General features: G+C 72.5%; 8 protein-coding genes and 3 pseudogenes. 7 read left to right on the top strand and 4 right to left on the bottom strand.

The window, feature by feature from the left end; all coding sequences use genetic code 11:
• Positions 1-253 precede the first annotated feature (253 nt).
• The 4 genes and pseudogenes from ACIQRL_RS23245 to ACIQRL_RS23230 all read left to right on the top strand — a co-directional run.
• Positions 254-934: pseudogene (locus ACIQRL_RS23245) on the top strand (SRPBCC family protein); the annotation flags it as partial.
• The gene (locus ACIQRL_RS23240) at positions 927-2,393 is read left to right on the top strand and encodes an aldehyde dehydrogenase family protein (RefSeq protein WP_401334385.1); all 1,467 of its coding nucleotides are present in this window, start codon (positions 927-929) and stop codon (positions 2,391-2,393) included. The pseudogene ACIQRL_RS23245 and the gene ACIQRL_RS23240, both read left to right, overlap by 8 nt.
• Positions 2,394-2,545: 152 nt before the next feature.
• Positions 2,546-4,089 (top strand): annotated as a pseudogene (locus tag ACIQRL_RS23235) (APC family permease).
• 16 nt (positions 4,090-4,105) lie between these two features.
• Positions 4,106-5,615, top strand: a pseudogene (locus tag ACIQRL_RS23230) (GMC family oxidoreductase).
• A gap of 142 nt (positions 5,616-5,757) precedes the next feature.
• Here ACIQRL_RS23230 and ACIQRL_RS23225 read toward each other — a convergent pair.
• From ACIQRL_RS23225 to ACIQRL_RS23210, 4 genes are all read right to left on the bottom strand, one after another.
• Entirely contained in the window at positions 5,758-10,392 is a 4,635-nt protein-coding gene (locus tag ACIQRL_RS23225; RefSeq protein ID WP_401334383.1) for a hypothetical protein, read from the bottom strand.
• Between the two features lie 67 nt (positions 10,393-10,459).
• A complete protein-coding gene (locus ACIQRL_RS23220; protein WP_401334380.1) occupies positions 10,460-11,338 on the bottom strand; it encodes a hypothetical protein in 879 nt (292 codons plus the stop codon).
• Positions 11,339-11,525: 187 nt separating this feature from the next.
• Positions 11,526-13,043, bottom strand: a complete 1,518-nt coding sequence (locus tag ACIQRL_RS23215) for a hypothetical protein (protein ID WP_401334377.1) — start codon at positions 13,041-13,043, stop codon at positions 11,526-11,528.
• A 515-nt stretch (positions 13,044-13,558) separates the two neighbouring features.
• On the bottom strand, positions 13,559-14,263 hold the full coding sequence (locus ACIQRL_RS23210; RefSeq protein ID WP_401334375.1) for a GntR family transcriptional regulator: 705 nt from the start codon (positions 14,261-14,263) through the stop codon (positions 13,559-13,561).
• 172 nt (positions 14,264-14,435) lie between these two features.
• Here ACIQRL_RS23210 and ACIQRL_RS23205 point away from each other — a divergent pair, with 172 nt between their 5' ends.
• From ACIQRL_RS23205 to ACIQRL_RS23195, 3 genes are read left to right on the top strand one after another with little or no spacing between them, the layout of a single operon-like run.
• On the top strand, positions 14,436-15,755 hold the full coding sequence (locus ACIQRL_RS23205; protein WP_401334372.1) for an MFS transporter: 1,320 nt from the start codon (positions 14,436-14,438) through the stop codon (positions 15,753-15,755).
• A 53-nt stretch (positions 15,756-15,808) separates the two neighbouring features.
• Positions 15,809-16,606: a putative hydro-lyase gene (locus ACIQRL_RS23200; RefSeq protein WP_401334495.1), complete on the top strand. Its 798-nt coding sequence runs from the start codon at positions 15,809-15,811 to the stop codon at positions 16,604-16,606.
• A 29-nt stretch (positions 16,607-16,635) separates the two neighbouring features.
• On the top strand, positions 16,636-17,394 hold the full coding sequence (locus ACIQRL_RS23195; RefSeq protein ID WP_401334370.1) for a LamB/YcsF family protein: 759 nt from the start codon (positions 16,636-16,638) through the stop codon (positions 17,392-17,394).
• The last annotated feature ends 99 nt before the right edge of the window (positions 17,395-17,493 follow it).

The raw sequence follows: 17,493 nt of genomic DNA, 5'->3' as shown, positions 1-17,493 counted from the left end.
CACGCGACGAACACAGTTCGAGTGACGCTCGGAGCTCAAGCGGCCCATGACGCTCGTAGGACTCGAGCACCTGATGCGGCTCATGTGTCCCACCCTGCACGGGTGGCCCCCTCGGCAGCGCCGGCCGAGGCGGCCCACTCGGGCGATGGGCCGGGACGCGGGGCGGGTGGCGTCGATACCGGCCGCGGGGCCGAAGCCGCGTCCGTCGGGAGGGGTCACGGCGGTCATGCAGCGGTGCCCTCCACCGCGGTGAGAGCCGCCCTCCTTCGAGGAGACGGTGACGGGCGCGGCCCTGGAGCGGCTCGGCAGCGCGGCGGCCATCGAGCACTACGGCGCCGAGAACCTCGCACTCGGCCGGCGCATCACCTACGACGTGCGGGCGAACTGGAAGCTGCTCGTCGAGAACTTCATGGAGTGCTATCACTGCGCGACGATCCACCCCGAACTGACCGAGGTTCTCCCGGAGTTCGCGCAGGGGTACGCGGCGCAGTACTACGTGGGCCATGGCGCCGAATTCGGGCGCGAGATCAGGGGCTTCACGGTCGACGGCAGCGAGGGCTTCGCCAGACTGCCCGAGGTCGCGGACGAACAGGACCGCCGCTACTACGCGATCACGGTGAAACCCACGGTCTTCGTCGATCTGGTCCCGGACCATGTCATCCTGCACCGCATGTTCCCGCTCGCCGAGGACCGTACGGTCGTCGAGTGCGACTGGCTCTACGCCCCGGAGGTCGTCGAGTCGGGTGCGGACGTGTCCAGGTCGGTGGAGCTCTTCCACCGGGTGAACGAGCAGGATTTCGAAGCCTGCGAGAGGACACAGCCTGCGATGGCGTCCCGGGCCTATCGCAACGGTGGTGTCCTGGTTCCGACCGAGCATCACATCGGGATCTTCCATGAGTGGTTGATCGCGCAACTGGGAGGCCCACGTGCCTGACCTGTACATCGACGGAACCTGGCGGGGCCCGCTCGACGAGGGCACCCGGGAGATCCGCTGTCCCGCCGACGGCTCCCTGGTCGGCGTCGTCGACGAGGCGGGCGGCAAGGACACGGTGGAGGCCGTCGCCGCCGCGCGCCGCGCCTTCGACGAGGGGCCCTGGCCCACGACCCCGGCCGCGGACCGCGGTGACCTGCTTCTGCGCGTCGCCGACCTCCTCGTCCGCGACAGGGACGCCCTCGCGCGCGCCGAGTCACTGGACACCGGCAAGCGGCTCGTCGAGAGCGAGTACGACATCGACGACATCGCCAACTGCTTCCGCTACTTCGGCCGTATGGCCGCCGCCGAGACCGGCCGGGTCATCGAGACGGGCACGCCGAGCGTCGACAGCCGTGTCGTGTACGAACCGGTCGGGGTCTGCGGGCTGATCACCCCGTGGAACTATCCGCTTCTGCAGGCGGCCTGGAAGGTGGCGCCGGCGCTCGCCGCGGGCAACACCTTCGTGCTCAAGCCGAGCGAATTGACTCCGCACACGGCGATCCATCTGATGCGGCTCCTGGAAGAGGCCGGAGTGCCGCCGGGCGTCGCCAATCTGGTGCTGGGCGCCGGCCCCGAGGCGGGCGCCCCGCTCGCCGACCATCCGGATGTCGACCTGGTCTCCTTCACCGGAGGTCTGGGAACCGGACGCCGGCTGATGGCGTCCGCTGCCGGGACGGTCAAGAAGGTGGCGCTCGAACTCGGCGGCAAGAACCCGAACATCGTGTTCGCCGACGCCGACTTCGAGACGGCCGTCGACATGGCCCTGACCGCGGTCTTCCTGCACTCGGGGCAGGTCTGCTCGGCGGGCGCGCGGCTGTTGGTCGAGGACACGCTGCACGACCGGTTCGTCGACGAGGTCGTACGACGGGCTTCGGAGATCAGACTCGGCGGGCCGTTCGACGAGCGGGCACAGACCGGGCCCCTGATCTCGGCGGCGCATCGCGCCAAGGTCGAGGCGTACGTCGCCAAGGGCCTGGCGGAGGGAGCCGTGCTGCGCTGCGGTGGCGCACGGCCGACGGGGCCCGGCCTGGACGCGGGCTTCTACTATCCGCCGACCGTCCTGGACGAGTGCAGCGGCGACATGTCCGTGGTCCAGGACGAGTCGTTCGGGCCCGTGCTCACCGTGGAGCGCTTCAGCGGCGAGGCGGAGGCGGTGCGCCTCGCCAACGACACGGTCTACGGACTGGCGGGCGCCGTCTTCAGCACCGACGAGGCCAAGGCGCAGCGCGTCGCCGCCCGGCTGCGCATCGGCACGGTGTGGATCAACGACTACCACCCCTACGTCCCGCAGGCCGAGTGGGGAGGCTTCAAGCAGTCCGGCCTCGGCCGCGAACTCGGACCCTCGGGGCTGGCCGAGTACCGCGAGGCCAAGCACATCTGGCGCAACACCGACCCGTCCCCGCAAGGCTGGTTCGCCTGATCCGGATCGTCCGGGGTGGCCCACCCGGCCGCCCCGGCACAAGAAACGCGGACATCGCCCGCGTACCGCTCCCTCATAGAACCCGGCACCCGCACCCGCACCCGCACGAGCCGCTCCCTCACCCCGCCTCCAGGCCCACCTGGAGTCCGCTCATGACAACCACAGACCAACCGTCCGGCCCACACCACGACGACGCCGAGCTCGCCGAGTTCGGCTACAGACCCGCACTCAAGCGCACCCTCGGCAATTTCCACACCTTCGCCGCCGGCATCAGTTACATCTCCATCCTCACCGGCACCTTCCAGCTCTTCTACTTCGGCGATGCCGGCGGCGGTGCCGCCTAGTGGTGGTCCTGGCCGATGGTCTTCGCCGGGCAGTTCATGGTCGCGCTCTGTTTCGCGGAGCCGGCCGCGCGCTATCCCGTTGCGGGATCCGTCTACAACTGGTCGAAGAAGATAGGCAATCCGCATCTCGGCTGGCTGGCCGGCTGGATGATGCTGATCGCCTCCATCGTGACGATCTCGGCGGTGGCGCTCGCCTATCAGCTGACGCTCCCGCAGATATCCTCCGTCTTCCAGTTCGTCGGGGACGGGACCGGGAAGTACGACGTCGCGACCAACGCCGTCGTCCTGGCCACGGTGCTCATCCTCTTCACGACCCTGGTGAACGCCTTCGGTGTGAAGCTGATGGCCACCATCAACAGCGCGGGCGTCTTCATCGAGCTGATCGCCACCGTGGTCCTCATCGTGCTGTTCGCCGTCCACATCACCCGAGGGCCGCAGGTGGTCACGGATACGGCGGGCACGGGCACCGGGCACTCGGCCGGCTATCTGGGCGCGTTCCTGGTGGCCTCGCTGGCATCGGCGTACGTGATGTACGGCTTCGACACGGCGGCCTCGCTCGGCGAGGAGTCCCTGGACCCCTCACGCAACGCCCCGCGGGCCATCATCCGCGCGATCGTCGCCTCGTTCGTCCTGGGCGGTCTGGTGCTGCTGCTCGCGCTGATGAGCGTCTCCAGCCTGAAGGGGGAGAAGCTGTCGACGGAGGGCCTGCAGTACATCGTGCTCGATGTGCTCGGCCCGACGGCGGGCAAGGCGATGCTGTGGTGCGTGCTGATCGCGGTCACGGTGTGCGCGCTCGCGGTGCACACGGCGGCGATCCGGCTGGCGTTCGCGATGTCCCGGCACAACAACCTGCCCGGGTCCTCGCTGATGGCCCGGGTCAGCCCGCGCTTCAAGACTCCGGTGCTGCCGGCGGTGATCATCGGCGTCCTGGCCGTCGCGATCCTCGTCGTGAACATCCGCCGGCCGCAGATCTTCACGGTGGTCACCAGTATCGGCATCGTCATGATCTATCTCGCCTACCTCGGCGTGACCGTGCCGATGCTGGTGTCCCGGCTGCCCGCGGGTGACGGAAAGTTCTCGCTCGGCCGCTGGGGCCTTGTCGTCAACATCGTCGCCGTGGTCCGGGGCGCGGCCATGACGGTCAACCTGATCTGGCCGCGCGCCGAGGTGTACAACGCCGCCGCACCGTTCCACTGGTACTGCGCTGGGGCGCGGTGCTGTTCGTCGCCGTCATCGGGGCCGGCGGCTTCGCCTACTACTGGTTCATCCGGCGCCACCGCACCGGCGTCCTCGACGAGCACCGGCTGCGGACCGCCGCCCCCGCTCCGCTCACCGCTCCGGCGGCCGGCTGAAGGAGGTCAACAGCTCATGATCGACGATGAGTTCGACTATGTCGTGGTCGGCGGCGGTACCGCGGGCAATGTGGTCGCGGCCCGCCTCAGCGAGGACCCGTCCGTCACGGTGTGTGTGCTGGAGGCCGGACCCAGCGACGTCGGCGACGACGACATCCTCAGACTGGACCGCTGGATGGGACTGCTGGAATCCGGCTACGACTGGGACTACCCGGTCGAACCGCAGGCCAGCGGCAACAGTTTCATGCGGCACGCCCGCGCCAAAGTGCTCGGCGGCTGCTCCTCGCACAACTCCTGCATCGCCTTCTGGGCTCCCGCGGAGGATCTCGACGGCTGGGCCTCCGCGGGCTGTACGGGCTGGAGTTCGGCCGACCTCTTTCCGCTGTACCGGCGGCTGGAGTCCAACGACGCTCCGGGTGATCATCACGGCCGTACCGGCCCGGTGAAGGTGCGCACGCTGAAGGGCGAAGACCCCTGCGGCGCGGCCCTGCTGGAGGGGTGCGCACAGGCGGGTATCCCGACCACGCCGTTCAACACCGGTACGACGGTGGTCCGGGGCGCCAACTGGTTCCAGATCAACTCCGACGAGAACAACATCCGGCAGTCCTCGTCGGTCGCGTACCTCCACCCGGTCATGGGCAAGCGGCCGAACCTCTCTGTACGGACGGGGGTGCGGGCGAAGAAGCTGGTCCTGGAAGGACGGAGGTGTGTGGGCGCCGAGTACCTCGACCCGGATCTGATCCACACCAGGACGGTCCGCGCCCGCCGCGAGGTCGGGCATCGGGCCCGCCGGACCGCTGCGCGAGGTCGGGGTCGGGGTCGACGCGATCGTGGACGCGTCGGGCGTCGGCGAGAACCTCCAGGACCACCCCGAGGGCGTCATCATGTGGGAGGCGAAGCAGCCCATGCCCACCACGTCCAGCCAGTGGTGGGAGGCGGGCATCTTCTACGACACCGAACCGGGCCTGGACCGGCCGGACCTGATGTTCCACTACGGCTCGGTGCCGTTCGACATGAACACCGCGCGGCACGGATTCCCCACGTCGGAGAACACGTTCTGCCTCACCCCGAACGTCACACGCGCGAAGTCCCGCGGAACCGTGCGGCTGCGCACCCGCGACTACCGGGACAAACCCAGGGTCGACCCGCGCTACTTCACGCACGAACACGACGCGCGGGTGATGACGTACGGGCTGAAGCTGGCACGGCGGATCGTCTCCCGGCCCGCGCTGAACGGCTGGGCGGGCGCGGAGCTGGCCCCCGGGCCGGACCTCCGGTCCGACGACGAGCTGCTGGACTACATCCACAAGACCCACAACACCGTCTACCACCCGTCCTGCACCGTGAAGATGGGCGCGGACGACGACACCACGGCCCCGCTCGACGCGCGGCTGCGGGTCAAGGGGGTCGGGGGTCTGCGGGTCGCCGACGGTTCGGCGATGCCGGATCTGATCTCCGTGAACCCGTGCATCACCACCATGATGATCGGCGAGAAGTGCTCCGACATGCTGAAGGAGGACGCGTAGAGACACGGAGAACGGAGCAGCGCCTCGCCGACCTTGCCACAGCCCCGCGAGGGGTGCGGGGCTGTGGCGACATGCGGCTCCGCCGCCTGGGCGCGACGCTTCACGGACGGACCGCGGTTCCCCGCGGCCTCCCCCACGAGGACTACGGGGTGACCGGCGCCGGGCGCTTGAACATCCGCGTCGCGGTGATCTCGGTGTGCACGGTCTCCCCGGCGGGCGCCTCACGCGGCAGGCCCGGCCGCAGGTGCTCCTCCACGCTGATGTACTTCAGCCCGGCGCGAAGGTCGGCGTCGTTGCGCAACCGGATGACGAGGGGGAACTCGGCGAGCGCGGTCGTGTCGAACAGGCCGGTCGTGTAGAGGAGTTGGACGCCGAGCGCGTCCGAGACGGCCCGCTGGAGCTCCAGCAGATACGTCGCGTTGGCGCGCCCGATGGGGTTGTCGAGGAACAGGGTGCCGGCGTGCCGGTGCTTGTCCCGGCCGCGGTCGTTGCTGCGCAGCGCGGCCATCGTGCAGTACAGCGCGATGGCCGCGGTGAGCAGCTGGCCGCCGGAGAACACGTCGCCCATCTGCCCGACGGGGACGCGTTCGGCGCGCAGCACGGCGTCCGGCTTGAGGATCTCGACGGCGACACCCTTGGGCTGGAGCGCGGCGCCCACCCCGCGCAGCAGCAGCGACATGCCGTCGCGCCGCATGTCGGAGTTCTTCTTGACCGCCGCACGGGTGGCCTCGTCCACCACTTCGCCGAGCCGCTCGGTGAGGGTGGCCTGGTCGGGTTCCTCGAAGCGGATGCGCAGGAACTCCTGCCCGGACCACTCCCCGAGTCCCTCCGGCAGCCGGGACAGGCGCTGCGCTGACCGCAGGGTGGCGAGAGCGGACTCCACCAGCCCGCGCAACCGGTCCACGATCGAGTCGCGGTTGCGCTCCAGCTGCTCCAGTTCGTCGGTGAGCACGCGCAGCCGGGGCGCGAACGCGTCGGCCCACTTCTGCGCGTGCTCGGGCAGCGAGGAGGCGGGCAGTTCGCGGATCTGCTGCCGGGCGGGGGTGCGCACCTGCTCGTAGCGGGTGGAGTTGGCGTGCCGGACGAGGATGTCGCTCGCCTCGCGGACGGCGGCCTCGGCCGTGGAGAGGTCTGCGGCGCAGCCACGCAGCGAACGGCGGCTCTCCGCGGCGGAGTTCCGTGCCTCTTCGAGGGTGCCGGGGTAGGGCTCGGACTCCTCCTGGTCCTCGTCGGCGTGTTCGCGGATCAGGTCCCGGAGGAGGGCGGACGTCTCGTCGAAGCCGCCGGCCGCGTCCTCGGCGGACCGATGGGCGTCGAGGAACTCCGCGTGGGCCTCGCGGGCCCGGTTCAACGCCTCGGTGCGGGAGGCCAGTTCGGTGGTGGCGGTGCGCAGCAGGGTCTGTGCGTGCTCGGCGTCGCCCGGAACCAGTTCCTCGGCCAGCTCGGTGTGCGTCTCGCCGTCCTCGGGCGCATGCCGCTCGGCCTCGCCCCGCAGCCGCCCGAGCTGTTCGCTCGCGGTCGACACCCGGGTCTCCAGGAGCTGCACCAGTTCCTCGGCGCGTGCCGCGGCGGCCTGCCGGGAGGGCCCGTCGGAGCCGTCCGGTGCCTCCAGGAGCTGTGCGGCGCGCGTGCGGACCTTGTTGCTGAGCCGGTCCAGCTCCGCGAGCGCCGCGCTCTCGTCACTCTCGGCCCGTGCCTGCTCGGCCCTCAGGTCGGCGCCCACGCCGACCTTCTCGTACAGCTGCGAAGCGGCGCGGTAGGCCTCCCGCAGTGCGGGCAGCGAGGTCCTGGCCGCCGCCGTCCCGTCCTGGGTCACCTCGTCGGGAGCGCCCGCGATCTCGGCGCGCTCGGCGCGCAGCGCGCGGGCGGTGCGGCGGGCGTCGTCGGCGGCCCGCTGGGTGGCCCGGCGGTCCTCGTCCGCGGCGCGGGCGCGCTCCAGGCACACCTGGGCGCGGGCCTCCGACTCGGCCGCCTCATCGGCGAGTTCGCGCACCTTGACCTGCCATCCGGCACGTTCGCGGAGCCGGAAGGCGAGTCCGGCGAGGGCGTCGGCGGCGCGCCGGGCCTTCTGCGCGGCCTCCTGACGCTCGTCGCGTTCATGGGCCGCGTCGGCGGCCGTCTCGTCGGCCTCCGCCCGCAGGGTACGGGCCTCGGTCAGCTCGGCCTCGGCCTCCTCCGCGAACGCGCGTGCGTCACCCGCGGTCGCGGCCAGCTCGGCGAGCCGACCGGCGGGGCAGCCGGTGCGCCAGGAAGCGAGCCGCGCGGCCAGCTCCCGGTCCTTGCCCAGGCGGGCGGCGAGGCTGCGGATCTCCTCGTCCCGCAGGCCCGTGCGGGCCCGCAGCGTCTGGCGTTCCTCGTCGGCCGCGTGCTCGTCGTGCATGGCCGGGTTCGGCGGTACGAGGAAGACGCCGCCGTCGCCCGCGTCGGCGGCCGGGGTCGGGGCGAGCAGGGCGGCGGCCGTGCCGACGGCCACGGCCGAGCGTGGCAGCAGCGCCGCGTCGGTGAGGGTCTCGCGGGCCCGCGCGTGGGTGTCCGGGTCGGTGATGATCACGCCGTCGACGAGTTCGGGCCGGGCGGCCAGTACCCGCGCGTGGTCGACGGGGTCGACGGCCTGCGCGAGGTAGCGCCAGCCGGGCAGCGCGGGGATGCCGTGCTCGCCGAGGTACTCGACGGTGGCGAGGACGTCCGGGCCGGGCGGCAGCAGCCCGCCGTCGCCGAGCGCCCCGAGGATCCGCGCGTCGTCGGCCGCGGCGGTGCGCAGTTCGAAGAGCTGCCGCTCGGCGGAGGCGACGCCTTCGTCGAGGAGTTCGCGGAGGTCGTCGGCGTACCGGTCGAGCTCCTCGGGAGCCAGCGGCGCACCGCCCGCGGAGTCGGCCGGGCCGTCCGACTCCTCGTCGCGGCGGGGCCTCGGAACGGCGCGGCGGGTGTCGGCGCCCGGCATGCTCAGCAGCTCGGCGAGCCGTTCCTCCTCCGCCAGGGCCTCCGCCGTGTGCCGCTCCGCTTCGTAGGACCGCTCCGCGGCCGTCGCCGCGTCGGCCGCGCGGGCCGCCGTCAGTTCGGCGCGGGACTCGGCGGACGCCGCCTCCCGTGCCTGGTCGGCGGCGCGCCGTGAGGCCTCGCGGGCGATGTCCCAGGCGGCGACGGCCGTCTTCTCGGCGTCGCTGGCGGCGAGGGCGGCACGGGCCGGGTCGGCGTCGGGGGCGCTGTCGTCGAGCCAGCCGGCCCGGACCGCCTCGGCGGTCTCCTGCTCGACCTCGGCCAGCCGCTGACGCAGATGACCGACCTCGCTGCGGGCGCGCTGCGCGGCGGTGGCGGCGGCCGTCGCGTCGGCGTGTGCCGTCTCGCCGACCTCCTGGAGTCCTGCGGACCGCTCCTCCTCCTCGTTGGCGAGGGACTCGGCGCCCTCGGCGGCCCGGTGCAGGGCGCGGACGAGGTCGACGGCGGCCCGGGCGCGGGCGGCGAGCGCGGGAGCGGCGTCCCGTTCGGCCTCGCGGATCGCGTCGGCGACGCGGGTGGAGCGGTCGGCGGCGGCACGGTGGCGCAGCACGGCCTCGGCGGCCTGCCAGGCGGCGTGCAGGGTGCGCGCGTCGGCGAGCTCGCGCTTCTGCGCGGCCGCCGACTTCTCCGCGCCGGCGAGGGCCAGCGAGGCGTGGCGGTAGGCGAGTTCGGCGGCGATCAGCGCGCTGCGCTCGCGGGCGCCCTCGGCGTGGGTGACGGCGTACGCGGCGGCGGTCACGCGCTGGGCGAGCTCACCGGCGCGCACGCGTTCGCGTACGCCCCGCGCGGACAGCCGGCGTGCCAGTGTCCTCGTCCGCCGCTCGGCGCTCGTGTGGATGTCGCGCGCGCGGGACCGTGTCCCGGCGGCGTCGACGATCCGGCCGAGCAGGTCCACGGAACCGGCGGTGAAGTCGCGCTCGGCGATGAGTTCGGCGCGGCGCCCCAGCTTGTTGCCGAAGCCGCCGACCAGGTCGGCGAGCCCGTCGGTGTCGCGGGTGTCGGTGACCGCGCGCAGCAGGAGATCGGTGAAGTCGGAGTCCTTCTTGACCGCGAAGAGACCGGCGGCCTCACCCTCGTCGGCGTTCATCTCCCGCTGGTAGCGGAAGAGTTCGGGGTCGAGGCCCAGGTCGCCGAGGTGTTCGTTCCAGCGGTCGTGGATCTCCTCCCAGTGCACCTCCAGGTGCGGGTAGGCCTTGCCCGCCTCGGTGATCGCGTCGCGGAAGCCCTTCATGGTGCGCCGCCGCCCCTGCGCCCCGGAGGCACCCTCGACCGGCGGCCGTACCGCGGTGGCCTCGGCGACGGGCAGGTTGTCCAGGCTGAGGCCCGGTCCCGGCCGGAACGAGTACCAGGCTTCGGCGAACTTCCGCGGGTCGTTGGAGACCTGCCGTCCACGCCACTCGCTCGCCTTGCCGACCACCACGCACTCACCGGTCAGTGTGTGCTGCCACTCCAGCGCGACGTGTCCGCAGTCGTCGGCGAGCAGGAACTTGCGCAGCACGCCGGAGCTGGCGCCGCCCAGGGTGTTGCGGTGGCCGGGGAGCATGACCGAGAAGATCAGCTTGAGCAGGACCGACTTGCCGCCGCCGTTCTCCAGGAAGAGCACGCCGGCGGGCGCGGGCCGGCGCGGCGGGCCGACGGGCTCCTCCTCGAAGAACTCCGCCTGGGTGGGCGCGGGGTCGGGCACGGGCTCGCCGACTCCGCGCAGGTCCAGCACGGTGTCGGCGTAGCGCGCACCGGCGGGCCCGATGGAGTAGAGGCGGACCCGGGACAGCTCGTACATGGCGGCGGACTCTCGTAGTCGTGTGGGGAGGTGAGGTCGTGGGGGGCCTGGTGACGGCCGGCGGACGTCAGGAGTGGAAGGGCAGTCCGGCTCCGGCCGCCAGCTCCAGATCGTCGGTGTCCTCGGCGGGCAGCAGCGTCGCCGTGCCGTCGGTCACCGGGACGATGCCCAGCTCCAGCAGTTCGGCCATGGCCGCGCTGCCCGCCATGTCACGGACCTGGAGCTGATAACGGGCCGTCGTCCGGTACGTCCCGCCGGAGTCGTCGCCGGTGCGCTGGAGGAAACCGGACTCGGTGAGGAAGGCGACGGCCTTGGCGATGATGCCCGTCGTCGAGCCGGCCAGTCTTCTCGCGTCCTTGGTGGCCCCGGTGGAGCTGCGCCGCGCCCAGATCCGCCAGGCCGCCTCCAGGCCGGGGGCGTCGGTCGCCGGGTCGGTGTTCTCGCCGGTCTCCTCGGCCCGCTCCTCCAGGCGCCGGCAGGCCTGTCGTACGAACGCGTCGACACCGTTGACCGAGACGCGCCCGATGTAGCCGTCGTCCGCGAGGTCCTCGGGGCGGGGGAAGGCCATGGCGGCCACGGCGAGGTGGGCGAGTCCGTGCAGGAACCGGTCGCCGGAGTCGGTCGAGGCGCGTCGCGCGTAGTCGCCCATGCGGACGGCGAAGACGGAGTCCTCGGCGGCGGTCACCGCCATCCCCGCGCGCGGGGACACCTCGAGGACGACCAGTCCGAGGCCGGCGGCGACCGCGTCGGCGAGCCGCGCGAACGGCGGGTCCTCGCGGTAGCGGCGCAGCAGCTCGGCGTATTCCTGGTCGCGCGCGGGCTGGAGCTTGGGCTGCAGGCCGAAGGCGACGAGCCGCGCCGCGTCGGCGGCGTCGGCAGGGGTGACGGGGGCGTTCGCCGGTGCGGCGGTGGCCTCCGGTTCGCTCCACTCGACGTGCTCGGTCACGGCTGGGACTCCTTGTGCGGAAGTACGGGGTTCGGACGTCCGAGGTTACGGACGCGGGTGTGGTCGGGTGCCCCGTGCGGGGTTCGCGGGCCGGTGGGGTGCGGCCTCCTCCCGAGCGGGCGGCCGCCGGGGCCGGACGCGGGGGTCCGGGGCGATCTGCGCCGCCCGGGCTCTCGTGGCGGACGGTTCATGCCCGGTCCGCCTTCATCCCGGCCGCGTCGAGCAGGGCCATGCCGACGATCAGATCGGCGCCGCCGAATTCCGGATCGTCCAGCTCGGTCCCGTCGTCCACGGCGAACAGCAGGCGCTCCTCGCCCTGCCGGTAGGCGGTGCCGACCGGCGGACTCGCGGCGTGCACGGCCAGCAGAGCCACCAGGTAGGGCAGCTCGGGATCGCGGCGGCGGGCCTCCGCGAGCAGCCCGGACAGCCGGCGCGGCGCGTCGGGGGGCAGATTCAGCAGTTCCTTGGCGGAGGCGAGCTGTTCGGCGCTGAACCGGCTGTCGTCCGGTGTCGCGATCAGGTCGGGCTCGGGCATCTCCGCCCCGAGGTGCTCGCGCTCCAGCGGCGGCGTCAGCAGGATGTCGACGAGGTCCCCGACGCGTACGGCGACGGGTGTGCGCAGGCCCGTCCCGCGCGCGAAGAAGGCGTCGGTGACGCGCAGCGCCCGCTCCACCGGCAGGGGCAGCACCGGCGCGACCAGATGGCCGTAGAGGTCGATCCCCGAGGTCGTCATGGGGGTACCGAAGGCCTGCCGGTCCTGCTCGGCGCGGAACAGCGGACCGGCCTCCAGGAGGCGGGACTGGAGCTGGGTGTGGCGGCGGATGCAGTCCTTGACTATGTCGACGAGCTCGGCGGCGCGCCGCTTCTGCTCGGGGTCCTCGGACTCGTCCCGGGCCTTGCGGATGTTGGTGAGGATCGCGTTCTCGTGGCGGTACCGGTCGGCGACGTGGTCCAGGGCCTCGGCGATCATGTCGGGCACGGCCTGGAGCCAGTCGACGGCCCGGACGTTGCGCCGGGTCGCGTCGAGGGCCTTGCGCAGCGTCTCCGCGTACTGCACGGTCCGGTAGCGCGCCTGCTCGGCGGCGAGCTGCGCGTCGGCCAGCCGGCCGCGGCTGATCAGGACCTCCAGCTTGACCTCGGCGGCGATCTGGGCGCTGGTGACGTCGGTGTCGAGGGCGCCGACGAGGACGTTGACGGCCTCGTCGGTCGTACGGAGGTAGACGCTGCCCCCGTAGCCCGGCACTTCCTCGATCAGCTTGAAGTCGTAGTCGCGGCGCACATAGGTGCCGTCGGGGGCGAAGGTGCCGTACACCGCCCGGAAACCCCGGTCGACGCTGCCGACGTTGATCAGGTTCTCCAGGACCCAGCGGGCCACGCGCTCGTGCTCGGCGACCGGGCGCCCGGGAGCCTGGGCGGCGATGCGCGGGATGAGCCTGGCCACTATCTGGTCGTGGTCGGCGCCTGTGTCGAAGTCCATGTTCAGTGTGACGAGATCGATGGCGGCGAGGGCGACCTCGGCCATGCCGTACACCGTGTACTCACCCGCGAGGTTCGCCTTGCGCACGTCCAGGTCGTGCAGCGGCGCGGTGCACGCGAGCGCGCGCAGCCGCCGTGCCAGGCCCTCGTCGGCGGCCGGGCCCGGCGCCGGGCGCGGCCCCGCGCTGAGCTGGTACGGAACGCTGTCCGTCGATGCAGGCGAAGTCACGGTGCACAGACTAGGTCCTCGGTCCGACAACGGTCGAAACGGCGCAGAAGCGACCGCGCTCCCCGCCCCGGCGACGAACCCGCCTCCCCGACCGGCCCCGCGCCCGTCCCCCAGCCCCCGCGAACCACCCCCGCCCAGCCGGTCCGCCCCCTGCCCCGGGCCCGCCGCGGCTGGGGCCCGGCCGCGGCGGACACCCGGCCAGAGAGCCCCGGGCACGGGGCCGGGCACGGCATGGCCGTGTCCCGCCGTCGAAGTCGAAGTCCCACCGCGCCGGCCGATCCCTCGGCACCCGACCCGCACCCGACCTGCGCCCGGCCCGGCAGCCCGCCCGGCCCGACCGGCCACTCGCACGCCGACCCGCATGACCGACGCCACACACGACCCCGCCCACCGGAAGCCGATCCGCCCCAGGCCCGACCACGACTCGGCTCGTCCCGCCGGGCAGAGCGCTCCCCGCGCCGGGACCCACCCCGGCTGATCCCGTAGCACGCAGCGCGGACCGGACGGGCGTCGTGTCAGCCGGTGCCCTGGGCCCCGTCGGCCACGCGGCGCGCGTAGACCTCGACGAGGCCCTTGCGGGAGTCGTCGAGGTAGCCCGCGAGGAGGCGCTCCGCGCCGTCGCGGTCGCCGGCCCGGAGGGTCTGGAGGATCTCGTGGTTGCGCACGAGGTAGGGCTCGTAGAGCCGCTGGGGGTCGTCCACCATGTGGAAGGCGAGACGCAGCTCCGCGAAGACGCTGCGCATCACCTCGTCGGTACGGGCGCTGCCGGCGAGCGCGACCAGCTCGCGGTGGAAGTGGATGTTGGCGGTCGACACTCCTTTCCAGTCACCTTCGCGGGCCGCCCGCTGCCCGTCGGAGACGGCCCTCGCGATCCCCTCCACGGCGTACGGCGGACTGCCGAGCCCGCGGACCACGGCGCACTCCACGAGGGACCGCGTGCGGTAGATGTCCTCTACGTCCTCGACGGTGAGGACGCGCACGAAGACCCCTCGATTGAGTTCGTGCACCAGCAGCCGCTCGTGCGTGAGCAGCCGGAACGCCTCCCGCAGCGTGTTCCGCGAGACACCGAGCGCGCCGCCGATGCTGTCCTCCGACAGCCGCGTCCCGGGCGGGAAGAAGCCCTCGGCGATCCGGCTCCTGAGGATGTCCGAGACCCGCTCGGCGGTGCTGGTGCGTCCCAACAGGGCGCGATCGTCGGCCAGTTCCGTCAGCTCTGCCATGCCCGGAATTCAACCGCAGATACAGGAACGAAACAACACGGGTATTGAGGGATCGTTCAACGATCCTCTACCTTGTCGGTCGAGGCGCTCCTGAAGCGTCCACGGCTTCCGCACGGCACGCACGGCACGGTTCAGTCCTCACGCACGCTCCGTCCCTCACTGCGAGGTGCCCATGAGCACGACCCCTCCCTCCCAGGCCCTGACCGCCGGCACGCCACCCGTCCCGGGTGAACCCACCGATCAGGAAGGCGCGTTCGGCTGGCTGCGCGCACTCGGCCCGCGGGGCCGGCGCGCCTTCGGCGGCGCGTTCGGCGGCTACGGCCTCGACTCGTACGACTACTTCACCCTGCCGCTGAGCATGGTCGCCCTCGCCGCGTACTTCGGCCTCGACAGCGGCCAGACCGGTCTGTTCACCACCGTCACCCTGGTCGTCTCCGCGGTCGGCGGCGCCGTCGCCGGTGTGGTCGCGGACCGGATCGGACGCGTGAAGGCCCTGATGATCACCGTGATCACCTACGCGGTGTTCACCGTGGCCTGCGGTTTCGCACCGAACTACGAGACGCTGCTGGTGTTCCGCGCGCTCCAGGGCCTCGGTTTCGGCGGCGAGTGGGCGGTCGGCGCGGTCCTGGTCGCCGAGTACGCGAGCCCCCGCAACCGGGGGCGTACCCTCGGCGCGGTCCAGAGCGCCTGGGCCGTCGGCTGGGGCCTGGCGGTGGTCGTCTACACGCTGGTCTTCCAGTACCTCGACGACGACATCGCCTGGCGTGTGATGTTCTGGACCGGCGCCCTGCCCGCGCTGCTCGTGGTCTGGGTCCGGCGCCAGGTGCAGGACGCCCCCGAGCCGGCCGCGGTCCGCGAGAAGAGCGCGGACAAGGGCTCGTTCACCGCGATCTTCCGGCCCGGCACGGCCGAGGTCCCGGGCCTGCTGCGCACCACGTTCTTCGCGGTCCTGCTCTCCACCGGTGTCCAGGGCGGCTACTACACGCTGGCCACCTGGGTTCCCACCTATCTGAAGACGGAGCGCGGACTGTCCGTCGTCGGCACCGGCGGCTATCTGGCGCTGCTCATCTCCGGAGCCTTCCTCGGCTACCTGACGGGCGGTCTCCTCACCGACAGACTGGGCCGCAAGCGCAACATCCTGCTCTTCGCGGTCCTCTCCGCGGCCTGCGTCCTCACGTACGCGAACATCCCGGCCGGCGCCAACACCCTTCTCCTGGTGCTCGGTTTCCCACTCGGCTTCTGCATGTCGGCGATCTTCAGCGGCTTCGGCTCGTTCCTCAGCGAGCTGTACCCGGCGGCGGTGCGGGGCACGGGACAGGGCTTCGCGTACAACACGGGGCGTGCCGTCGGCGCGGCCTTCCCCACGACGGTCGGCTTCCTGGCCGACAGCTGGGGCGTGGGCGGCGCGCTGGTCTTCGGCGCGATCGGCTACGCCCTCGCCGCCCTCGCCCTGCTCGGACTCCCCGAGACGCGTGGCGAGGAGCTCCGGTGAACGACACCGTCCAGGTCCGGCCGCCGGCCCTCACGGGGGACCGCTCGGCGGGCCTGCCGAAACCCCTCGGCCACGCGCACGCGTGGACCCCCGGGAGGGCCCGCCGCCGGTTCCGCTCGGGGCTGTCGGTTCCCACCGCCGGAATCGCCGCGGGACACGCGCAGGCGAACCTCATCTCGGTGCCCGCCGACTGGGCGTACGAGATGCTGCTGTTCTGCCAGCGCAACCCGAAGCCGTGTCCCGTCCTCGACGTCACCGACGCCGGTTCCTGGACCACTCCGCTCGCCGCGGGAGCGGACCTGCGCACCGACCTGCCGGGCTACCGGGTCTGGGAGCACGGCGCGCTGGTCGCCGAGCCCACGGACGTCGTCGCGTACTGGCGGTCCGACCTGGTGTCCTTCCTGATCGGGTGCAGCTTCACCTTCGAGTGGGCGCTGACCTCGGCGGGCGTCCCGATGCGCCACATCGAGCAGGGCCGCAACGTCTCGATGTACGTGACGGCCCGTCAGTGCCGCCCGGCGGGGCGGCTGCACGGCCCCATGGTCGTGTCGATGCGTCCGGTGCCGCCCGAGCACCTGAGCGCGGCGATCCGGGAGAGCAGTCTGCTGCCCGCCGTGCACGGCAGTCCGGTGCACTGCGGTGATCCGTCGGGTCTTGGCATCGAGGATCTCTCGCGCCCCGACTTCGGCGATCCGGTGATCGCGGCTCCGGACGACATCCCGGTGTTCTGGGCGTGCGGAGTGACGCCCCAGGCGGCCGTGATGGCGTCCCGGCCGCCGTTCGCGATCACCCACGCACCTGGACAGATGTTCCTCACGGACACCCGTGACGAGCAGTACCGAGTGGCCTGAAGAGGCCGGAGAAGGAGACACGGCGGCTCATGACCCCTATCGATCTCAACGCCGACCTCGGCGAGGGCTTCGGCCGCTGGCGGCTGACCGACGACGAAGGGCTGCTGTCCGTGGTGACCAGCGCCAATGTGGCCTGTGGTTTCCACGCCGGGGACGCGGTCACCATGCGGCGGGTGTGTGAGCTGGCGGCGGAGCGGGGCGTGCGGATCGGCGCCCAGGTCTCCTACCGCGACCTGGCGGGCTTCGGGCGGCGCGCGATGGACGTGCCGCCCGGCGAGCTGGCGGCCGAGGTGGCCTACCAGATCGGCGCCCTGGAGGTCTTCGCGCGCGCGGCCGGCTCGCGGGTGGCGTACGTGAAGCCGCACGGCGCGCTCTACAACCGCGTCGTGCACGACGAGGAGCAGGCGGCGGCGGTCGTCGACGGTGTCGTGCTCGCGGGCGCCGACCTTCCCGTGCTCGGTCTGCCGTCCTCGCGCTTCCTGAAGATCGCCGAGCGGGCCGGACTGCCCGTCGTCACCGAGGCGTTCGCGGACCGCGCGTACACCGAGGAGGGCACTCTGGTACCGCGCACCCAGGAAGGCGCGGTGATCACGGAGGCCGACGCCGTCGTGGAACGTTCGCTGGGCCTGGCCCGCTTCGGGGCGGTCACCTCCCTGTCCGGGGAGCGCGTTCCGGTCCGCGCGCGCTCCCTGTGCCTGCACGGGGACACACCGGGCGCGGTCGAACTGGCCCGCCGGGTGCGCGCCCGGCTGGCGTCCTCCGGCGTGCGCGTGGAGGCGTTCGCATGAGGACCCGGCCCGCCGGCGGCGGTACGGCCCCGGTGCCCGTCGACGACAGTGCGGACCCGGTGTCTCTCGGCGACAGTACGGCCCCAATGTCTCTCGGCG

This window comes from Streptomyces sp. NPDC091209, assembly GCF_044757755.1.
GTDB lineage: Bacteria > Actinomycetota > Actinomycetes > Streptomycetales > Streptomycetaceae > Streptomyces.
The sequence above is the reverse complement of the archived record's forward strand: the minus strand, read 5'-3'. Positions and strand labels throughout refer to the sequence as shown.